The 17,706-nt window shown below is 70.3% G+C and carries 20 protein-coding genes and 1 pseudogene; 12 read left to right on the top strand and 9 right to left on the bottom strand.

All coding sequences use genetic code 11. The features are described from left to right. The first annotated feature begins 48 nt into the window (after positions 1 to 48). A complete protein-coding gene (locus ACK8GG_RS18200; RefSeq protein ID WP_440356851.1) occupies positions 49 to 447 on the top strand; it encodes a VOC family protein in 399 nt (132 codons plus the stop codon). 136 nt (positions 448 to 583) lie between these two features. Then, positions 584 to 1,801: an NADP-dependent isocitrate dehydrogenase gene (locus tag ACK8GG_RS18195; protein WP_440349713.1), complete on the top strand. Its 1,218-nt coding sequence runs from the start codon at positions 584 to 586 to the stop codon at positions 1,799 to 1,801. Between the two features lie 87 nt (positions 1,802 to 1,888). Here ACK8GG_RS18195 and cysC read toward each other — a convergent pair whose 3' ends face one another. The 3 genes from cysC to ACK8GG_RS18180 form a co-directional block, all read right to left on the bottom strand. After that, positions 1,889 to 3,421: an adenylyl-sulfate kinase gene (gene cysC, locus ACK8GG_RS18190; RefSeq protein WP_440352573.1), complete on the bottom strand. Its 1,533-nt coding sequence runs from the start codon at positions 3,419 to 3,421 to the stop codon at positions 1,889 to 1,891. A gap of 139 nt (positions 3,422 to 3,560) precedes the next feature. Then, positions 3,561 to 4,058, bottom strand: coding sequence for a methylated-DNA--[protein]-cysteine S-methyltransferase (locus ACK8GG_RS18185; RefSeq protein WP_440352574.1), 498 nt, complete (start codon positions 4,056 to 4,058; stop codon positions 3,561 to 3,563). Next, positions 4,055 to 5,572, bottom strand: coding sequence for an AlkA N-terminal domain-containing protein (locus ACK8GG_RS18180; RefSeq protein ID WP_440352575.1), 1,518 nt, complete (start codon positions 5,570 to 5,572; stop codon positions 4,055 to 4,057). Before ACK8GG_RS18180 ends, ACK8GG_RS18185 begins: the two co-directional genes overlap by 4 nt. A 183-nt stretch (positions 5,573 to 5,755) precedes the next feature. Between ACK8GG_RS18180 and ychF the strand changes: the two genes are divergently transcribed. Further along, entirely contained in the window at positions 5,756 to 6,841 is a 1,086-nt protein-coding gene (gene ychF, locus ACK8GG_RS18175; RefSeq protein WP_440349709.1) for a redox-regulated ATPase YchF, read from the top strand. Between the two features lie 104 nt (positions 6,842 to 6,945). Here ychF and ACK8GG_RS18170 read toward each other — a convergent pair whose 3' ends face one another. Further along, the gene (locus ACK8GG_RS18170; protein ID WP_440356850.1) at positions 6,946 to 7,671 is read right to left on the bottom strand and encodes an alpha/beta fold hydrolase; all 726 of its coding nucleotides are present in this window, start codon (positions 7,669 to 7,671) and stop codon (positions 6,946 to 6,948) included. On the opposite strand from ACK8GG_RS18170, the pseudogene ACK8GG_RS18165 reads away from it, so the two are divergent. The 5 genes and pseudogenes from ACK8GG_RS18165 to ACK8GG_RS18145 all read left to right on the top strand — a co-directional run. Further along, positions 7,611 to 7,919: pseudogene (locus ACK8GG_RS18165) on the top strand (helix-turn-helix transcriptional regulator); the annotation flags it as partial. The gene ACK8GG_RS18170 and the pseudogene ACK8GG_RS18165 overlap by 61 nt on opposite strands. Positions 7,920 to 7,961: 42 nt before the next feature. Beyond that, positions 7,962 to 8,441, top strand: coding sequence for a helix-turn-helix transcriptional regulator (locus ACK8GG_RS18160; RefSeq protein WP_440353335.1), 480 nt, complete (start codon positions 7,962 to 7,964; stop codon positions 8,439 to 8,441). Between the two features lie 199 nt (positions 8,442 to 8,640). Beyond that, positions 8,641 to 9,423 (top strand): GNAT family N-acetyltransferase, encoded by a 783-nt coding sequence (locus ACK8GG_RS18155; RefSeq protein WP_440352577.1) that lies wholly within the window; start codon positions 8,641 to 8,643, stop codon positions 9,421 to 9,423. Between the two features lie 243 nt (positions 9,424 to 9,666). Beyond that, a complete protein-coding gene (locus tag ACK8GG_RS18150; RefSeq protein ID WP_440352578.1) occupies positions 9,667 to 10,947 on the top strand; it encodes an MFS transporter in 1,281 nt (426 codons plus the stop codon). A 49-nt stretch (positions 10,948 to 10,996) separates the two neighbouring features. After that, positions 10,997 to 11,482 (top strand): FBP domain-containing protein, encoded by a 486-nt coding sequence (locus ACK8GG_RS18145; protein WP_440352579.1) that lies wholly within the window; start codon positions 10,997 to 10,999, stop codon positions 11,480 to 11,482. Between the two features lie 159 nt (positions 11,483 to 11,641). Here the strand turns inward: ACK8GG_RS18145 and ACK8GG_RS18140 are convergent, their stop codons facing one another. Continuing rightward, a complete protein-coding gene (locus ACK8GG_RS18140; protein ID WP_440352580.1) occupies positions 11,642 to 11,806 on the bottom strand; it encodes a DUF8730 family Cys-rich protein in 165 nt (54 codons plus the stop codon). A 231-nt stretch (positions 11,807 to 12,037) separates the two neighbouring features. Continuing rightward, positions 12,038 to 13,027, bottom strand: coding sequence for a malate dehydrogenase (locus ACK8GG_RS18135; RefSeq protein WP_440352581.1), 990 nt, complete (start codon positions 13,025 to 13,027; stop codon positions 12,038 to 12,040). Positions 13,028 to 13,369: 342 nt separating this feature from the next. Here ACK8GG_RS18135 and ACK8GG_RS18130 point away from each other — a divergent pair, with 342 nt between their 5' ends. After that, positions 13,370 to 14,086 (top strand): GNAT family N-acetyltransferase, encoded by a 717-nt coding sequence (locus ACK8GG_RS18130; protein ID WP_440352582.1) that lies wholly within the window; start codon positions 13,370 to 13,372, stop codon positions 14,084 to 14,086. Positions 14,087 to 14,113: 27 nt separating this feature from the next. On the opposite strand, the gene ACK8GG_RS18125 is transcribed toward ACK8GG_RS18130, so the two are convergent. Next, positions 14,114 to 14,488, bottom strand: a complete 375-nt coding sequence (locus tag ACK8GG_RS18125; RefSeq protein WP_440352583.1) for a DUF1801 domain-containing protein — start codon at positions 14,486 to 14,488, stop codon at positions 14,114 to 14,116. 114 nt (positions 14,489 to 14,602) lie between these two features. Between ACK8GG_RS18125 and ACK8GG_RS18120 the strand changes: the two genes are divergently transcribed. Then, positions 14,603 to 15,028, top strand: a complete 426-nt coding sequence (locus ACK8GG_RS18120; RefSeq protein ID WP_440352584.1) for a hypothetical protein — start codon at positions 14,603 to 14,605, stop codon at positions 15,026 to 15,028. Between the two features lie 116 nt (positions 15,029 to 15,144). Here ACK8GG_RS18120 and ACK8GG_RS18115 read toward each other — a convergent pair whose 3' ends face one another. Beyond that, positions 15,145 to 15,474: a putative quinol monooxygenase gene (locus tag ACK8GG_RS18115; protein ID WP_440352585.1), complete on the bottom strand. Its 330-nt coding sequence runs from the start codon at positions 15,472 to 15,474 to the stop codon at positions 15,145 to 15,147. Positions 15,475 to 15,636: 162 nt separating this feature from the next. Between ACK8GG_RS18115 and ACK8GG_RS18110 the strand changes: the two genes are divergently transcribed. Further along, positions 15,637 to 16,134 (top strand): SigE family RNA polymerase sigma factor, encoded by a 498-nt coding sequence (locus tag ACK8GG_RS18110; RefSeq protein ID WP_440353336.1) that lies wholly within the window; start codon positions 15,637 to 15,639, stop codon positions 16,132 to 16,134. Next, the gene (locus ACK8GG_RS18105; protein ID WP_440352586.1) at positions 16,131 to 17,243 is read left to right on the top strand and encodes a hypothetical protein; all 1,113 of its coding nucleotides are present in this window, start codon (positions 16,131 to 16,133) and stop codon (positions 17,241 to 17,243) included. Before ACK8GG_RS18110 ends, ACK8GG_RS18105 begins: the two co-directional genes overlap by 4 nt. A 59-nt stretch (positions 17,244 to 17,302) precedes the next feature. Here the strand turns inward: ACK8GG_RS18105 and ACK8GG_RS18100 are convergent, their stop codons facing one another. Beyond that, positions 17,303 to 17,665: a PH domain-containing protein gene (locus ACK8GG_RS18100; RefSeq protein WP_440349695.1), complete on the bottom strand. Its 363-nt coding sequence runs from the start codon at positions 17,663 to 17,665 to the stop codon at positions 17,303 to 17,305. Positions 17,666 to 17,706 lie beyond the last annotated feature (41 nt).

The following is a 17,706-nucleotide window of genomic DNA, read 5'->3' as shown; positions in this document are numbered from 1 at the left end:
TTGTACCATGTACGGAGTTAGTTCCCGCCTCCATCAGAAGGAGAGCCCGTGCAGATCACCGGCGCCGCCATCTCGATCAACGTGGCCGACCCCGCCGCCTCGGCCGCGTTCGTCACCCGGCACTTCGGCTTCACCGAGGTGATGTCCGCAGACGGATTCGTCTCGCTGGCCCACAAGGACCTCGGCTTCAACCTCGTCTACCTGCGGACCGGGCTGGCCAGCCTGCAGCCCGAGTCGCTCAAGCAGCAGAGCGTCGCCGGCCTGCTCGTCGCCTTCGAGGTCGCCGACATCGCCGCCGAGTACGACCGGCTCCGCAACGACGGTGTCGAGATCACCACCGAACTGCAGACCGAGCCCTGGGGTGAGCGCTTCTTCCAGGTCACCGACCCCAACGGCGTGATCCTGCAGCTCGTGCAGTGGATGGGTAAGCCCGGCGAGCAGGGCTGATCACCGGTTTCGACGGGGAGTGGCCGGTCCGGCCGGCGGCGCGTGCGGCCGCCGGCCGAGGCCGACCGCGCCGGCCCGGAGCACGGGCAGTACGCTCGTACTGCTAGCACGAGTCCCCGAGAGGAGCGCCCGGCTGATGGCGAAGATCAAGGTAACCAACCCGGTCGTAGAGCTCGACGGCGACGAGATGACCCGGATCATCTGGAAGCAGATCCGAGAGCAGCTGATCCTGCCCTACCTCGACGTCGACCTGCGCTACTACGACCTGTCGATCGAGAACCGCGACGCCACCGACGACCAGGTGACGATCGACTCCGCCAACGCCATCAAGGAGCACGGCGTCGGCGTCAAGTGCGCGACCATCACCCCCGACGAGGCCCGCGTCGAGGAGTTCGGCCTGAAGAAGATGTGGCGGTCGCCCAACGGCACCATCCGCAACATCCTCGGCGGCGTCATCTTCCGCGAGCCGATCATCATGCAGAACGTGCCGCGCCTGGTGCCGGGCTGGACCAAGCCCATCGTCGTCGGCCGTCACGCCTTCGGTGACCAGTACCGCGCCACCGACTTCCGCTTCCCGGGCGCCGGCACCCTGACGGTGACCTTCACCCCGACCGACGGCTCCGCGCCGATCGAGCACGAGGTCTTCCAGGCCCCCGGCTCCGGTGTCGCGCTGGCGATGTACAACCTCGACGAGTCGATCCGCGACTTCGCCCGGGCCTCGATGAACTACGGCCTGCAGCGCGGCTACCCGGTCTACCTGTCGACCAAGAACACGATCCTGAAGGCCTACGACGGCCGCTTCAAGGACCTCTTCGCCGAGGTCTTCGAGGCCGAGTTCAAGGAGAAGTTCGCTGCCGCGGGCATCACCTACGAGCACCGCCTCATCGACGACATGGTCGCCGCGTCCCTGAAGTGGGAGGGCGGCTACGTCTGGGCCTGCAAGAACTACGACGGTGACGTGCAGTCCGACACCGTCGCGCAGGGCTTCGGCTCGCTCGGCCTGATGACGTCGGTGCTGATGAGCCCCGACGGCCGCACCGTCGAGGCCGAGGCCGCCCACGGCACCGTCACCCGGCACTACCGGCAGTGGCAGAAGGGCGAGAAGACCTCCACCAACCCGATCGCCTCGATCTTCGCCTGGACGCGCGGTCTCGCGCACCGCGGCAAGCTCGACGGCACCCCGGAGGTCACCAACTTCGCCAACACCCTCGAGCAGGTCTGCATCTCCACCGTCGAGGGCGGTCAGATGACCAAGGACCTCGCGCTGCTCATCTCGCGCGACGCCCCGTGGCTGACCACCGACGAGTTCATGGCCGCGCTGGACGAGAACCTGGCCGCGAAGCTCGCCGCCTGATTCCCGCCTCGCACCACCGAACGCCCGCCGGCTCACCCCGGCGGGCGTTCGCCGTTCCCGGCCCTCAACCGGGCGTACGGCGGGCGGTCAGGCGGTGGGGCGGCGCAGCTCCACCCAGCCGCTCTCGATCAGGTGGTGCAGCACCTCCTGCACCGAATCGGCCACGCTCAGGTCGGTGGTGTCCAGGACCAGGTCCGCGTTGGTCGGCTCCTCGTACGGGTCGTCCACCCCGGTCATGCCGCGCAGCGTGCCGGCCCGCGCGCGGGCGTAGAGGCCCTTGCGGTCGCGCTGCTCGCAGATCTGAAGCGGCGTGGCGACGTGCACCAGCACGAACCCGGCCCCGGCGGCCAGCGCCATGTCGCGGGCCTGCTCGCGGGCGGCGGCGTACGGGGCGATGGGGCAGCAGATCGCCACCCCGCGGTGCCGCGCGATCTCGGCCGCGACCCAGCCGATCCGGCGTACGTTCGCGTCCCGGTCGGCGGCGCTGTAGCCGAGTTCGGAGGTGAGCTCGCGGCGCACCACGTCCCCGTCGAGCAGGGTCACCGTCCGCTCCCCGGTCTCCCGCAGCGCGTCGGCGAGCCCGCGGGCGATCGTCGACTTGCCGGCCCCGGAGAGGCCGGTGAAAAAGACGACCAGGCCGCGGTGGCGGCGGGCCGGACGGGCCCGGACCAGTTCCTTGGCCACCGCCGGCGGGGTGTGCCACTCCGGCAGCGGGAAGCCGCGGTCGAGCAGGTCGTCGATCTCGGCCCCGGTCAGCGCGAGCCGGCGGTTGCGCGGCGGTACGTCGTCGCGCCAGCGCCACTGCCCGTCCCGGTTGTCGTAGGCCAGCTCCCGGGAGAGCAGCACCCGCAGGCCGTTGCCGGCGAGGGTGCTGTTGCTGGAGAGCAGGTGGGTGGCCCCGTAGGCGGCGGCGACCTGGGAGCGCAGCAGGGCGTCGCCGAACTCGTCACCCCGGGAGGCCATCGGCACCGCGACGATCGTGGCCGGCGGCATCCGGTCCCGGGCGGCGAAGATGGTCCGGACCAGCACCTCGGCGGGGAGGTAGCCGACCGAGGACTCGCCGACCGGGATCAGGATCAGCAGGTGGCCGTTGAGGGTCCGTACGGCGTGGGCGATCTCGGCGAGCTGCGGGCGGTGCAGGGGCCGGTCGGCGATCACGCAGAGGACCCGGCCGGGCGGCAGCATGCCGCGCACCTCGGCGGGATCGCGGCGTAGCCGCTGGAACGGGCCGCGCCCACCGTCGCCGATGCGCCCCACCCGGCCGCCGACGAAGACCGCGGCACCGTCGTTCGCGGGCCACATGTCGGTGACGTCGCAGACCGCGATCGGGGCGCTCTCGCCGTCGGTGAGCACCAGCGCGCGCCGCAGCGGGTTCTCCAGGTCGAGCTGATCGGCGAGCGCCCGGGGGATCCGCAGGGTCACCGGCACCGACCATTCGGTGCCGTCGGCGAGGCGTCCCTCGCGCCGCAGCGACGTCAGGTCGGCGCGGGTCATGAAGCCCGTCAGCGGCGCGTACGCGCCGGTCAGCAGCAGTTCGAGATCGGCCAGCTCGAATGGGCGTGGCGTGTAGGCCGGGGCCTCGCCAAGGATTCCTTCGGGCAACACCCATCCGTTGCTCATCGCACCCCCATCTAGCAAGCCGGTGCACAGTTTCTCAGTCCACCGATCTTCGGTCGACTGTGCCACTCCACGAGCAGTCTGCGATACGGGCGACGCGGAGGGGAGTGGGCCGCGCCCGTTCCGTGGTGGTGCCTCGTCGTCAGCCGTGCGCGCGCGTCTCGTGGCTCAGCAGCCACCGCTTCACCGGTAGACCGTAGCGGTAGCCGCCAAGGCTGCCGTCGGTGCGCAGCACCCGGTGGCACGGCACGAAGAGGGCGACCGAGTTGCGGGCGCACGCGGCAGCCGCGGCGCGTACCGCCGCCGGCCGCCCGGCCAGCGCCGCGAAGCCGGTGTACGTCACCGGCGCACCCGGTCTGACCTCGCGCAGCACCTGCCAGGCGTGGTGCAGGAACGCGCCGTCGCTGTGCTGCTCGACCGGCACCGCGTCCAGCGCCGTCAGGTCACCGGCCAGGTACGCCGCGACCGCCGCGCGAACCTCGGAGGACTCGCCGGGAGTGACCGGCTCGCGCAGCGTCGGGTGCAGCAACGGAAGCAACTGGGCCGGGTCGTCGGTGAATCCCGCGCCGCGGACCGCCCCTGAGTCCGCGATCAGCACCGCGAGCGGGCCGGCCGGGGTGTCGAGCACATCGCTTCTCATGCCTGTCTCCAGAGTCTGATCACGGCGTAGGAACGCCAGGGGCGCCAGGCGGCGGCGTGGGCGGCCAGCGCCCCGGGGTCGGTGGGGAGGCCGAGTCGTCCGGCGGCACGCCGCACGGCCACGTCGGTGGGGAGGAAGACGTCCGGGTCGCCGAGCGCCCGTTGCGCGATGTAGCCGGCGGTCCAGGCGCCGATCCCGGGCACCGCGAGCAGCCGCGCCGTGCCTGCCGCCCGGTCGGCCCCCGGCGCCAGGTCCAGCTCGCCTTCGGCGACCAGCGCGGCCAGCCCGCGCAGCGTCTCCCGCCGCGCCGCCGGCATCCCGTACGCGTCGTCCGGCAGCGCCAGCAACTCCTCGGCCGTAAGGAACGGACGCAGCCGGTGCGGGGCGTCCGGGCGTTCGCCGGACCCGTGGGGCTGGGGCTCGTGCGGCCCGGCGTGCGGCTCGGGCTCGTGCTGGGCGTGCGGTTGCTCGTGTGGCCCACGTGCGGCGGCCAGGAGGCGGGCGAGGACGCGCTGGGCGCCGGCGACGGAGATCTGCTGGCCGACGACGGCGCGGACGGCCAGCTCGAAGCCATCGGCGGTGCCGGGGACGCGTACGCCCGGTTCGGCGGCGACGGCGGCGGCTAGCGCCGGATCGGCGGCGAGGGTGGTGTCGACGGCCTCCGGGTCGGCGTCGAGGTCGAGCAGCCGGCGGCAGCGGGCGAGGGCCGGGGCCAGGTCCCGCAGGTCGGTCAGGTGCAGGGTCGCCGCGACGTGCTCCGGCCCGGGCGTCAGCGCCACCTCCGCGTCCCCGTGCGGCAGCCACAACCCCCGCCGGTACGTCCCGCCGGTGACCTCCTCCACGCCGGGCAGCGCCCGCCGGCCGAGGAAGTCCAGCAGCGCGCCGGCGTGCAGCGGCGGCCGGTACGCCAGCCGCAGCGCCAGCGTGCCGGTGCCGGCGGGCGCCGGGGTGGTGCGGGCGGCGGCCCGGAGCTGGGAGGGCGTCGCCGCGTAGACGGCCTGGATGGTGTCGTTGAACTGCCGCAGGCTGCCGAAGCCGGCCGCGAAGGCGATCTCGGCCAGCCCGAGCCCGGTGGTCTCGATCAGGATCCGGGCGGTCTGCGCACGCTGCGCCCGGGCCAGGGCGAGCGGGCCCGCCCCCATCTGCGCGGTCAGCATCCGGTTCAGGTGCCGTTCGGTGTAGCCGAGGCGGCGCGCCAGCCCGGTCACACCTTCCCGGTCGACGACCCCGTCGGCGATCAGGCGCATCGCCCGGCCGACCAGGTCGGCGCGGACGTCCCACTCGGGCGAGCCGGGGGCGGCGTCCGGGCGGCAGCGGCGGCAGGCGCGCAGCCCGGAGGCCTGCGCGGCGGCCGCGGAGGGGAAGAAGCGCACGTTGCGCCGTCTCGGGGTCATCGCCGGACAGGAGGGACGGCAGTAGATCCCGGTGGAGGTCACACCCGTGTAGAAGCGGCCGTCGAACCGCAGGTCACGGCTGTCGACCGCCCGGTAGCACCGCTCGAAGTCCAGCTCCACGCCCTCGATCCTGCCTCCTCGCCCGCCCGATCGGCTCGCGGGATTCGGACATGACCGTGCGTGGCGTGGGCCGAGTGCCTGGCTGCTCGTGTGCCTGGTGGCGGCCGTCGCCGGTGTGGGGAGCGCCGCTGCGGCGAGCCTGCTGTTCGGTGTGCCGCCCCGGACTGCGTAAGCTGGCTTGTCGTGAGCCTCACCATCGGGATCGTGGGCCTGCCTAACGTCGGCAAGAGCACCCTTTTCAACGCCCTGACCAAGAACGACGTGCTCGCGGCGAACTACCCGTTCGCCACGATCGAGCCGAACGTGGGCGTCGTCGGGCTGCCCGACGAGCGGCTCGATGCCCTCGCCGAGATCTTCGGCTCGCAGAAGATCATCCCGGCGCCGGTCTCGTTCGTCGACATCGCCGGCCTGGTCCGCGGCGCCTCCAAGGGGCAGGGCCGGGGCAACGCCTTCCTGGCCAACATCCGTGACGCCTCGGCGATCTGCCAGGTGGTGCGGGCCTTCTCCGACCCGAACGTGGTGCACGTCGACGGCAAGGTCTCCCCGGCCGACGACATCGACACCATCAACACCGAGCTGATCCTGGCCGACCTGCAGACGCTGGAGAAGGCGCTGCCGCGGCTGGAGAAGGAAGCCAAGCTCCGCAAGGACCGCGCCGGCATCGTCGCCGCCGCGAAGCAGGCCATCGAGCTGCTCAACAACGGCACCACCCTCTACGCCGGCGCCGCCAAGGCGGGCATCGAGGTCGAGGAGCTGCACGAGCTGCACCTGCTCACCACCAAGCCCTTCCTGTACGTCTTCAACGTCGACGAGGAGGAGCTCGGCAACGCCGCCTTCCTCGACGAGCTGCGCGCACTGGTCGCCCCCGCCGAGGCGGTCTTCATGGACGCCAAGGTCGAGTCGGAGCTGATCGAGCTTCCCGAGGAGGAGGCCCGCGAGCTGCTGGAGTCGATCGGCCAGTCCGAGCCGGGCCTCAACCAGCTCATCCGCGTCGGCTTCGGCACGCTGGGGCTGCAGACGTACCTGACGGCCGGGCCGAAGGAGGCGCGGGCCTGGACCGTGCCGGTCGGCGCGACCGCCCCCGAAGCCGCCGGTGTGATCCACTCCGACTTCCAGCGCGGCTTCATCAAGGCCGAGATCGTCTCCTTCGACGACCTGGTCGCGGCCGGTTCGATGGCGGCGGCGAAGGCGGCCGGCAAGGTCCGCATGGAGGGCAAGGAGTACGTCATGCAGGACGGCGACGTCGTGGAGTTCCGCTTCAACGTCTAGTTCCTGACCTCTGAGACTTGCGATGGGCCGCTGAGAACATGAGTTCTCAGCGGCCCATCGTGTTTTCGCCACCGTGTTGCGAAGCCAAGCAGATCCGTGCCGTATCAGTTGTTCGAGGATTCCGACGCGAGTATGTGGGCGAGGTCGGACGGGCGACTCCACATGGGCCAGTGGCCCGTCGGAAGGTCGACGTAGTCGACGCTCTTGAGATCGGCGACCTCGGCGAACATGGGATGACCGGCCTTGACCAGTTCCATCACCTGCGAACTCGGCATTGAGCAGCAAACGAACGTGGTGGGCACATCGAAGCGTGCGTCATTCGTGAGATGCACAATCTGACGAATGACAGTCCCGGGCTCGGACACTGCGCGCTCCCGGAACCGATCGAGTGCATCGGCGCTCAGGCCCTCGATGCTGGCCTGCTCCGCGAGCCTCTCGAAGGGTGGCAGCGAAAGTCCCTCCATGTCCGCTGGGAAATCCGGGGCGGAGGCGACTCCGGAGGTTGCCGGGCCGCTGTCAACCCAGATCACCCGGCTCACCAGCTCGGGGTGCCGATCGAGCAGAAGACTCACCGGAGCGTTGGCTCCGCTGTGCGCCACGATGACCACGGGGCCGGAGCTGTCAGTGGCGGCCTCTTCGATTGCCGCTACCTGCTCGTCCAGCGTCTTGGTCATCCGGTCGGTATCTGTTTCGTCGAGGCCGGGCAGGGTCAGCGGGATCGCCCGGTGGCCCAGGGACGCCAGGTGCTCCAGGACTTCGTCCCACGCCCATGCTCCCAGCCAGTGGCCGGGAATCAGAAGGATCGTCGGATTGCTGGTGGCTGTTCTCATGCCGGGATCCTCGCACCCCTCTCGGCCAACAGCATGGCACTATTTATGGCACGGTTTCGGTGATGGGTGGAGAGATGAAGCGAGTGGAGCGGCTCCACGCATTGTCGGAGATGCTGCGACGCAGCGGGCCTCGTGGATGCACGGCAGACCGGCTGGCCAACGAGTTCGGGGTGTCTGTGCGCACGATCAAGAGAGATCTTGCTGCGCTTGAGAACAGTGGGGCTCCGATCTGGTCCCGTCCGGGACCGCGCGGTGGATATGGTCTGGCCACCCAGGCCAACCTCCCACCTGTGAGCCTGACCCCCGCTCAAGCGGTGGCGCTTCTGGCAGCGGTCTCGGCCGCCCCTGATGCGCCGTACGCCGATCTTGCCTCGGTCGCCGTCAGGAAGATCATGGACGTACTCGACCCTCGGACCCGAGTGAAGGTCGACGAACTGGCACGCCGCATCTGGGTCAACACGGATCAGCCTGGAACACGGGCCGTCAGATCGGCCCTTGAGGAGGCGATGTCCGGGCAGCAGGTGGTTCGCATCCGCTACGCCGCACAGGATGGCAACAAGACCACCAGGGATGTCGAACCAGTGATCTTCGCCTCGACGAACGGCCACTGGTATCTGATTGGTTGGTGCCGGCTGCGCGACGAAATGCGCTGGTTCCGCGTGAGCCGTATCGAGCAGGCCACCGCAACAAAGACGCGCTGCGGCACCCATGACATTGGCGAGATCGGTGTACCACCAGCGACATCCCGATCAGTACACGTTCAAGCGTGATGATTGAGGGCGAGGGAAACCTGGTCTTCTCCTCCGCCGATGTTGTCTGGACGTGACACCAGAAGTGACGGCGGGAAAGCCCGGGAGGACCGCGCAGAACGACGGGCCGTTGAGCGCTTGGGTGATCAGCCGACAGCCGCGGGCTGAGCCGCGTTGTAATCGGTTGCATCGGGGTGGCATTTCGGCCAGATTCACGGGCATGCGAATCCCCAGAGACCTCCTCCGCCTTTACGACGAGCAACTGCGTACCGATGCGGAGACGCCGAGTGCGGTGTCGATCGCCCGGCTGGGCCCGCTGCGGTTGGCGACCTTCCCCGGCGGCCGGGGTTTCATCACCTACCCGCATCTGCGCGGAGTGGAGGCCGTCGACCGGCTGGTGCCGGAGGCCCTGGAGCATTACCGGGCCGACCCGTCGATCGGCCGGGTGGAGTGGAAGACCCGGGGTCACGACAACGTCCCCGGCCTGCACGAGGCCCTGGTCCGGCACGGGTTCTCCCCGGACGACCCGGAATCGATCATGCTCGGGGAGGCCGCGGCCCTGGCGGTGGACGTACCGCTTCCGGAGGGGGTCACGCTGCGCCGGGTGACGGCCGAGGACGACGTACGGGCGATGAGCGCGATGTCGGACGAGGCATTCGGTGAGTCGCCCTCGCGGGAGATGGCCGATGCCCTTCTTCGCCGGCTCGAACTCGGCACGGGGATGCAGCTGTGGGTGGCGGAGGCCGACGGCCGGATCGTCGGTGCGGGACGGCTGGAACCGGTGGAGGGCAGCGACTTCGCCGGCCTCTGGGGCGGCGCCGTTCTCGAACCGTGGCGAAAGCGGGGCATCTACCGCGCGCTCACCGCGGCCCGCGCCCGGGAAGCCCTCGCCCTCGGCAAGACCCTGCTGCACAGCGACTCCACCGAGTACTCCCGCCCGATCCTGGAACGGTCGGGCCTGATCAAGGTGTCGACCACGACGCCCTACATGTGGCGGCGCTGAAGGCAGGCGGCGGGGGACGTGCTGCGAATGGCGCTCGGCCGCGAGCCGGTGCCCACATCACCGTCGTAGTAGCAACCACGGCCGTGGTGTAGCCGACACCTCGACACTGCTTTCTGTCTGGGCGACACGCCCGTACGGGTTTTCTGTCTGGGCCACACACCGTACGGGTGCTGCTCGGACGACACGCCGTGCGGCTTCGCAGCGGGCCGCCGCCGGCGCCGGAGATCCACTATTTTCGCTGGAATGACAGTCGGTGAGCCCGTACGGGAACATCCAACTCCGGTTCCGGAGCCAGAGCGTCTGGGCGGGCGCTACTGGCGCTTCCTCTCCGCGTCGGCGTTGTCGAATCTCGCTGACGGGATCGTCAAGGTCGGCCTGCCGCTGGTCGCCGTCGCCTACACCCGCTCGCCGGCGCTGGTCGCCGGGGTGGCGATCGCGTTCAGCCTGCCGTGGCTGCTCTTCGCGTTGCCGGCCGGTGCGCTCGCCGACCGGTTCGACCGGCGCCGGGCGATGCTCGCCGCCAACACCCTCCGTGCGGTCCTGGTCGGACTGCTGGCCGTGGCCGTCGCGCTCGACGTCGGCTCGATCTGGTTGGTCTACGTGGTGGCGTTCGCCGTCGGCGTCACCGAGACCCTGCACGACACGGCCGGTCAGTCGATCCTGCCGCAGCTCGTCGCGCGCGATCTGCTGCCGCAGGCCAATGGACGCCTCGGCGCCGTCGAACGTACGGCGAACGCGTTCATCGGCCCACCGCTCGCCGGGTTCCTCGTCGCCGGTGGCGTGGCCCTCGCCCTCGCCGGACCCGCCGGGCTCTGGGCGCTCGCGGTCGTGGCGATGCTCTTCGTCGGCGGCCGGTTCCGGGTCGAACGCGTCACCACCACCAGCCTGCGTGCCGACATCGCCGAAGGGCTCCGCTTCCTCTGGCGGCACCGGCTCCTGCGCACCCTGGCGCTCATGGTGGGCGGGAGCAACTTCACCACCAACGCCGCCCTGAGCGTGCTGGTGCTCTACGCGGTCGGGGCCGGCTCCGCGGTGGGGCTCACCGAGCCCGCGTACGGGCTGCTCCTGACCGCACTCGCCGCGGGCATCGTTGTCGGGGCGCTGACCGCCACGCGTCTGCAGCGGCTGCTCGGCCGGGTGTGGACGCTGCGGGTGGCCCTGGCCTCCTGGGCCGGGTTGATCGGCGTACCGGCGCTGACCACCAACCCGTACGTGATCGGCGGGGTCTTCTTCGGCAGCGGGGTGCTCGCCGCCGCCTGGGACGTCGTCACCGTGTCGCTGCGTCAGCGGATCACCCCGGACCGCCTGCTCGGGCGGGTCAACGGCGCCTACCGGCTGCTTGCCTGGGGCAGCGTTCCGCTCGGCGCCGCCGCCGGCGGGCTGCTGGCGGAGCTCTTCGGGCTCCGTGCGGTCTTCGCCGTCATGGGTGTGGCGGCGCTGCTCCTGCCGTTCGGCATGCTCCGGGTCACCGATGCCGCCATCGACGCCGCCGAACGCGAAGCGGACAGGCCAGCTCACCGCTGACCGTGGGCTGTCGGATTTAACCGGTTGTGGGCGTCAGTAGGTTGAATTGGTGAAGCCCGTAACCGAGTCCGACATCCGCGCCGCCTTCGTCAACTGCACCAAGGGCGAGGCGAAGCGGGTGGGCGTACCGAAGGATCTGGACGAACGACCCTGGGACGAGCTGGACTTCCTCGGGTGGTCCGACGTCTCCGGCGCGGACCGGGGTTATCTGGTCGCCGAGTCCGGCGACGGGCTGGTCGGGGTGGCGCTGCGGGTGGCACCGAAGACTGGTCAGGTGCGGCGCAGCATGTGCTCGCTCTGCCTGACCACCCACACCGGCGACGGCGTCGCGCTGATGACCGCCCGCAAGGCCGGGACGAGCGGACGGCAGGGTGACTCCGTCGGCATCTACATCTGCACCGATCTGGCCTGCTCGCTCTGTCTGCGGGGCCGCAAGGACGGCGGGCGGCGCATCAACGAGACGATCACCGTGGAGGAGAAGGTCGAGCGGATGAACGCCAACCTCACCGCCTTCCTCCGCAAGGTCACCGCCTGATCCGTTGTGGCGCTCGGCTGGAGCGGCCGGCCGTGAGAGTTGTGCAGACGACCACACCAGCGAAGAGGCGGCGGCTGATGATCGTTAGTTCGGTTCCGGTGTTCCGCTCCCCCCAGGGCACGGGAAATCAACTAACGATCATGGCTCTCGCCAGTCGGGTCAGCCGCGGCGGAAGAGCCGGCCGAGGAATGAGCCCTTGGCGGTGGCGGCGTGTCCGGGGCAGCGGTCGGCGCGCGGCACCCCGGCCATGACCTGGTCGACGTGCTGGCCGCAGCCGGCCCACGTCGCCTTGCCGCAGGTCTTGCAGGTGGCGGGACGGCACATGGTGGTGCTCCTTCTCCAGTAGCGGACACATGAGGCGTGATGCCTGACGATTCCTTTATACCCCTGGGGGTATCAGATCGCCAGGGCTGTGCGCGATCGCACTCCGCCGACGGACCGGAAAGCGAAGACGCGCCCGTCGCACCCGAACGGGTACGACGGACGCGTCCTGCGAGGCCGGCAGCAGCGACGGCGTGACTGCCGACAGCCCGCGGTCGTGGCCGTGGCTGTGGATCAGATCAGGCCGAGGTCCTTGACGGCCTGACGCTCCTGGGCGAGCTCCTCGACCGAGGCGTCGATGCGGGCGCGGGAGAAGTCGTTGATCTCCAGGCCCTGGACGATCGAGTACTTGCCGTCCTTGGCGGTCACCGGGAACGAGGAGATCAGGCCCTCCGGGACACCGTACGAGCCGTCGGAGACGACCGCGGCGGAGGTCCACTCGCCCTCGGCGGTGCCGTTGACCCAGGTGTGGATGTGGTCGATGGCGGCCGAGGCGGCGGAGGCGGCCGACGACGCGCCGCGGACCTCGATGATCTCGGCGCCGCGCTTGGCGACCCGCGGGATGAACTGCTCGGCGAGCCACGCCTCGTCGTTGATGACCTCGGCGATGTTCTTACCGTCCACGGTGGCGTGGAAGATGTCCGGGTACTGGGTGGCGGAGTGGTTGCCCCAGATCGCGATGTTGCGGATGGCCGAGACCGGCTTGCCGAGCTTCTTGGCGAGCTGCGCGATGGCGCGGTTGTGGTCGAGGCGGGTCATCGCGGTGAAGCGGTCCGCGGGTACGTCCGGGGCGTGCTGCTGGGCGATCAGGGCGTTGGTGTTGGCCGGGTTGCCGACCACCAGCACCTTGATGTCGTCGGCGGCGCCGGCGTTGATCGCCTCGCCCTGCGGCTTGAAGATGCCGCCGTTGGCCTGGAGCAGGTCACCGCGCTCCATGCCCTTGGTACGCGGGCGGGCGCCGACCAGCAGTGCGACGTTGGCGCCGGCGAACGCCTTCTTGGCGTCGTCGAATACCTCCACGCTGTCCAGCAGCGGGAAGGCGCAGTCGTCCAGCTCCATCGCGGTGCCCTCGGCGGCGCGTACGGCCTGCGGGATCTCCAGCAGGCGCAGCGCGACCCGCTTGTTCGCACCCAGCAGCTGCCCGCTGGCGATGCGGAACAGCAGCGCGTAGCCGATCTGGCCGGCCGCGCCGGTGACGGTGACGTTGACGGGTGCGTCGCTCACAGGTTTCTCCTCGATGACAAGCGGATCTCTTCCAGGTGATGCTAATCCTGCTCGCCGCCCTGGTCACGTTGGGCGGACTCCGACCAATTACCACGGTTTGCGGCGTACGCGGCACCGTCGCGCCACCCGGCGCCGCCACTCCCACGACCGTTCGTCGGTCGGTATCCGGACCAACCGGTACCGCCGCAGCCCGGCGCAACCCGCCGGCCCACCAGCGGGAGTTCTCTGTGATCTTGGCGACGGTCAGCGTGAGATCTGCTCGCATCGCCTCGTTCACCAGGGGCGATGCCTAGGCTGATGGCGGGTGCCGCGACCGGCGCCGTTACCGCGAGGGGCACGCGCATGGCACAGGCAGAACTCGTCGCGTTGGCCGAGGGGCCGCTCTGCGATGCGGTCTACCAGCGGCTGCTGACGCCCGCCTTCCCACCCGACGAACTGCTCACCCTCGCCGCGATCCGCGACGGGCTGCGTACGGGACTGCTCGAAGGGCTGGTCGCGGTTGACGGCGAGGGCCGCCCGCTCGGCGTCACCATCGGCGAATGGTCACCGGCGGCCCGGGTGATGCTCTTGAGCTACCTGGCGGTGGCCGCCGAGACCCGCGGCACCGGCATCGGTTCGCTGCTCTACACCACCCAGCTCGACCGCTGGCGCGAACCGCTGCGCCCCTGCCTGGTGCTCGCCGAGGTGGAACGCCCCGACGCGCACACCGGCGACGCCCACCGCGGCGACCCGCAGGCCCGGCTGCGCTTCTATGCCCGGCACGGCGCCCGCGCGCTCGACGTGCCGTACTTCCAGCCGGCGTTCGGCCCCGGCCGGGAACGCGTGTACGGCATGCTGCTGCTCGCCCTGCACGTCGATCCGGAGCTGGCCGGTTCCGGTGTCGACACCGTCGCCGCCGAACCGGTACGACAGTTCCTCACTCAATATCTGGGTGCCGCCGAGGGGCGTATCGGGGACGACCCCGCGACCGAGGCGCTCCGGCGAGCCGTCGGCGATCCCGCCGGGGTGCGGTTGCTTCCCGTCGACCGCTACGGCGACATCGCCCGCAGCCGTCACTGACACCGACGTGCCCGGAAGCGGGGACCGTCAGGTCCGGACCCAGGCGTTCACCAGGGCCACCACCGCATCCTGCTGCGCCGCGATGGCGGCCTGGTCCGCGAAGGACACCACCGCCCGGTCCGGGCCGCGCCAGACCAGCAGTCCACCGGGATCGTCGAAGCGGAACTCGCCGCGGCCGCGGGCCCCGCAATGGAAGACGAGCTGACACTGGCCGCGCGGGTGCAGGCGGAACGTCACCCGGTCCGTGCCGTCGTAGCGGAAACTGGGCGCGTTCCACTTGACGCACTCCGAGATGCCGGCGTTGGAGTCCAGGATCGCCGACCGCAACCGCATGACGCCGGACTTCATCGGGTGGTCGAGCGTGGCCAGGTAGCGCTCCACCTCGACGGATCGATTCGTCATCCAAAGCTCCCTCGCCGGTGGGGCCGCACCCCGTGGCAACATCGGCGTTCATCATGCCGCGACGGGCCGACACTCTCCGCGGATCAAGGGGTACGGGACGCGATGATGACCGGCATGGCCTACGTCTTCCTGCCCCGGCTGCTCCTGGTCTGGGGCATGACCGGCGCGACCATCCTGGTCGCGGTCGTGCTGCCGCTGCTGATCGCCCGGAGCATGCGGCGCGGGCACACCTTCGTCTCCGAGGAGGCGGTCACCCAGACCCGGGGTGAGGTGATCCGGAAGCAGATCCGCTTCGAGGAGCTCGTGGAGATCCGTGCGCGCTCCAACGGCAGGATGGGTGGCGTCCCCAGTGAATCGGTGACGCTGATCGCCGCCGACGCGCACGGGAAACGGTGCGGGATGCATGTCTCCCGCGTCTTCGTCACCTCGCTGCAACCGCTGCTCGCCCGGTTGGAACGAGAGGTCGCGAGGCGCCCGAAGCTCCTGGCCAACCCACATGAGCGCGAACTGTTTCAAGCAGCCCTGGCCGAGGCCGACTGACCCGGCTCCGGCCTGGTCGTGGCCGCCGGCCATCCGGCTCCGAGCCTGGTCGTGGCCGGCGCCGGGCGGACCGGTCGGTCCGCCCGGCGGCCAGAGGTCAGCCCGGCAGCCAGGGATCAGCCCTGCTCCGGGACCGCCATCTCGCCGAGCAGCGACCAGTCACCCTGCTCGACGCTGGTGCTGACGATCTTCGGCGTGGCGACCAGGTGCGGCGGCAGGTCCCGCTGCGCCTTCTTGAAGTGGTCCGACTGCACGTGCGCCGCGCCGGCGTCGTCCTGGAAGGCCTCGACCAGCACGTACTCGGTCGGGTCGTCGAGGCTGCGCGACCAGTCGAACCAGAGGCAGCCGGGCTCGGCGCGGGTCGCCTCGGTGAACTCGGCGGCGATCTGCGGCCACTGCTCGGCGTGCTCCGGCTTCACCCGGAACTTCGCGGTAATGAAGATCATCTGATGGTTCTCCTTTTCGTCGACACGTTCTGCTCGACCAGTGGAGTCTAGGCAGGCGGTGACCGTGTGACCCCCGTCGCGCCGGCTCCCGGAATCGATGTCCATCCCGGTGCAACGTTTCTGACCCCCGACGGCATTGATGGGTTGGGAGGTGACATGACGGTGAGCTTCGAGGAGTTCGTGGCGGCTCGGGGTGCGGTGCTGCTGCGGTTCAGCGTGATGCTGACCGGTGACCGTCATCGCGCGGAGGACCTCGTGCAGGTCGTACTCGCCCGCGTGTACGGGCAGCGGTGGAAGCGGATCGCGGCGATGGAACGGCCGGAGGCGTACCTGAAGCGAATGCTCGTCAACGAGCATCTGCGCTGGTGGCGGCGTCGCTCGTCGCGTGAGACATCGACCGCGCAACCGCAGGATCTTGCTCCGGTGCAGCCGGACTCCCAGGACGCCCATGCTGCCCGTGAGGCTGCCTGGGAGCTGCTGGGCAGACTTCCCAGCCGACAACGCGCGGTGCTGGTACTGCGCTACTACGAGGACCTCTCCGACGTGCAGATCGCCGAGGTACTGGGCTGTCGTCCCGTGACGGTGCGCTCCCAGGCCACCCGTGCGCTCGCGACGCTGCGCGCCGTCCTGCCGGCCATCGATCGAGAGGCGTTGCCATGAGAGAACACGACGAGGTGGAGCAGTTGGTCGTCCGCACCTTCCAAGACCATGAAGTGCTGGCTGAGAGGGGCGGGGACATGTTGATCCAGGGAGTTCGCCGCCGGGCGGCCCGGCGCCGACGACTGCGCGGGGGCGTCGCGCTCGCCGCGGTGGGTTTTCTGGCGGTGGCGGCCGGAGTGATCCCGTCGCTGCTCGGAACGGGCCGGCCCAATCCGGCACCGGCCGTGAACGTCGCACAGCCGCAGGCAGGCTGGCGGTGGGAGAGCTCGCTCGGGGCGCAGATCGCCGTACCGCAGGATTGGGCGGTCAACGACTTCGGTTGTCGGAACACGGCGCGCTCCAGTGTCGTGCGTGCTCCCGGAGCACAGCCGCAGTGCGTCGGACAGGAATACCCGGAGAAAGAGTCGGCCTACATCGTCGGCATTCCCAGCGGCTGGATCGACGACCGCTTCGCCATCCTGGACAGCGAGGAGGTGAATGTGGACGGGGTCCCGGCCACCCGCAGATTCGGTCAGCTTGAAAACGGCCACTTCGGAGGTCTCGTCGTCATCGAGTCCCGGCAACTGCAGGTGGCGGTCGAGACGCTCCAGGCCGAGACCGCCGAACGCATTCTCGCCAGCCTGCGGCTCGTCGACACCGACCACTCCGGCTGCCCGACGCGGCGACCGCAGCCCTCCGGGGTCGGAACCGGACCGGAGCCGCGTACGGTGCCGCCCGGGCAACTCGTCCCGCCGGATGCTGACACCATCGCCATCTGCTGGTACGAACGCAACTCCCCCGGCGACTCCGGCCCGCCAAAGGACCGGATCGAGACCTCCGCGCGAGTCGCAGGTGAGCAGGCGCGCGGCCTCGCAGCGGCGCTCAACGATGCACCGGCCGGCGGCAACCCGGATGTCCGGGAGAGCTGTGCGGAGCCGGCCCAGGTGGTCCCGGACCTGCTGCTGCTCCTGACCGTGGGGGACGAGACCACGCGGCTGTGGGGCACGGTGACGGGCTGCTCCGGCCGGGGCTGGGACAACGGCACAGCCCGCGCCACCATCACCGCGCCGACGCTCGAACTGGTGGCCGCGCCGCTGCACGCCTCCAACCTGACGTTGCCAGGCAACTGACGCTTCCCGCGCCGGGCGGCCGCCGTCCGGCGCGGGTCGCCGCCGTTCGGCGGGGCAGGTCAGGAGATGTGGTGCAGGATCACGTTGTGGACGTGGTGGGCCTTGCGGTCGCCGCGGAACTCCACCTCGTAGGTCTGCGCGCCGACGTGCACGGCGATCGCGCCGGTGGAGAAGAAGGAGCCACCCCAGGACTTGTTGCTCACCACGCTGACGCTGGTGACCTTCGAGTACGGGATGCTGGTGATCGCGAAGCGCTTCCCGACGAAGGACTTGTCCTGGATGATCACGCGTCGGTTGGTCAGCCCGATGAACCCGGTGCCGGTGCCGACGGCGTCGTAGACGGCGATGATCTGCTCACCGTCGAGCAGTCCGCTCTGAATCTGCTGCAACTGCTCGCGGCGGTCGTACGTCGGTTCTGTCATGCCGACCACGGTAAGAGGTGGCCGCCAGCGTGGCGATCATC

The organism is Melissospora conviva (assembly GCF_049523535.1).
In the GTDB taxonomy this organism is placed as follows: Bacteria; Actinomycetota; Actinomycetes; order Mycobacteriales; family Micromonosporaceae; genus Melissospora; species Melissospora conviva.
Note: the sequence above shows the minus strand (reverse complement) of the source record. Positions and strands in the feature narration are given on the sequence as shown.

What these genes read in the sequence shown, in the direction of transcription:
- ACK8GG_RS18195 (WP_440349713.1), top strand. Translation starts at nt 584, where the DNA reads ATGGCGAAGATCAAGGTAACCAACCCGGTCGTAGAGCTCGACGGCGAC.
- cysC (WP_440352573.1), bottom strand. Translation starts at nt 3,421, where the DNA reads ATGAGCAACGGATGGGTGTTGCCCGAAGGAATCCTTGGCGAGGCCCCG.
- ACK8GG_RS18185 (WP_440352574.1), bottom strand. Translation starts at nt 4,058, where the DNA reads ATGAGAAGCGATGTGCTCGACACCCCGGCCGGCCCGCTCGCGGTGCTG.
- ACK8GG_RS18170 (WP_440356850.1), bottom strand. Translation starts at nt 7,671, where the DNA reads ATGAGAACAGCCACCAGCAATCCGACGATCCTTCTGATTCCCGGCCAC.
- ACK8GG_RS18155 (WP_440352577.1), top strand. Translation starts at nt 8,641, where the DNA reads ATGCGAATCCCCAGAGACCTCCTCCGCCTTTACGACGAGCAACTGCGT.
- ACK8GG_RS18150 (WP_440352578.1), top strand. Translation starts at nt 9,667, where the DNA reads ATGACAGTCGGTGAGCCCGTACGGGAACATCCAACTCCGGTTCCGGAG.
- ACK8GG_RS18140 (WP_440352580.1), bottom strand. Translation starts at nt 11,806, where the DNA reads ATGTGCCGTCCCGCCACCTGCAAGACCTGCGGCAAGGCGACGTGGGCC.
- ACK8GG_RS18130 (WP_440352582.1), top strand. Translation starts at nt 13,370, where the DNA reads ATGGCACAGGCAGAACTCGTCGCGTTGGCCGAGGGGCCGCTCTGCGAT.
- ACK8GG_RS18125 (WP_440352583.1), bottom strand. Translation starts at nt 14,488, where the DNA reads ATGACGAATCGATCCGTCGAGGTGGAGCGCTACCTGGCCACGCTCGAC.
- ACK8GG_RS18120 (WP_440352584.1), top strand. Translation starts at nt 14,603, where the DNA reads ATGGCCTACGTCTTCCTGCCCCGGCTGCTCCTGGTCTGGGGCATGACC.
- ACK8GG_RS18115 (WP_440352585.1), bottom strand. Translation starts at nt 15,474, where the DNA reads ATGATCTTCATTACCGCGAAGTTCCGGGTGAAGCCGGAGCACGCCGAG.
- ACK8GG_RS18105 (WP_440352586.1), top strand. Translation starts at nt 16,131, where the DNA reads ATGAGAGAACACGACGAGGTGGAGCAGTTGGTCGTCCGCACCTTCCAA.
- ACK8GG_RS18100 (WP_440349695.1), bottom strand. Translation starts at nt 17,665, where the DNA reads ATGACAGAACCGACGTACGACCGCCGCGAGCAGTTGCAGCAGATTCAG.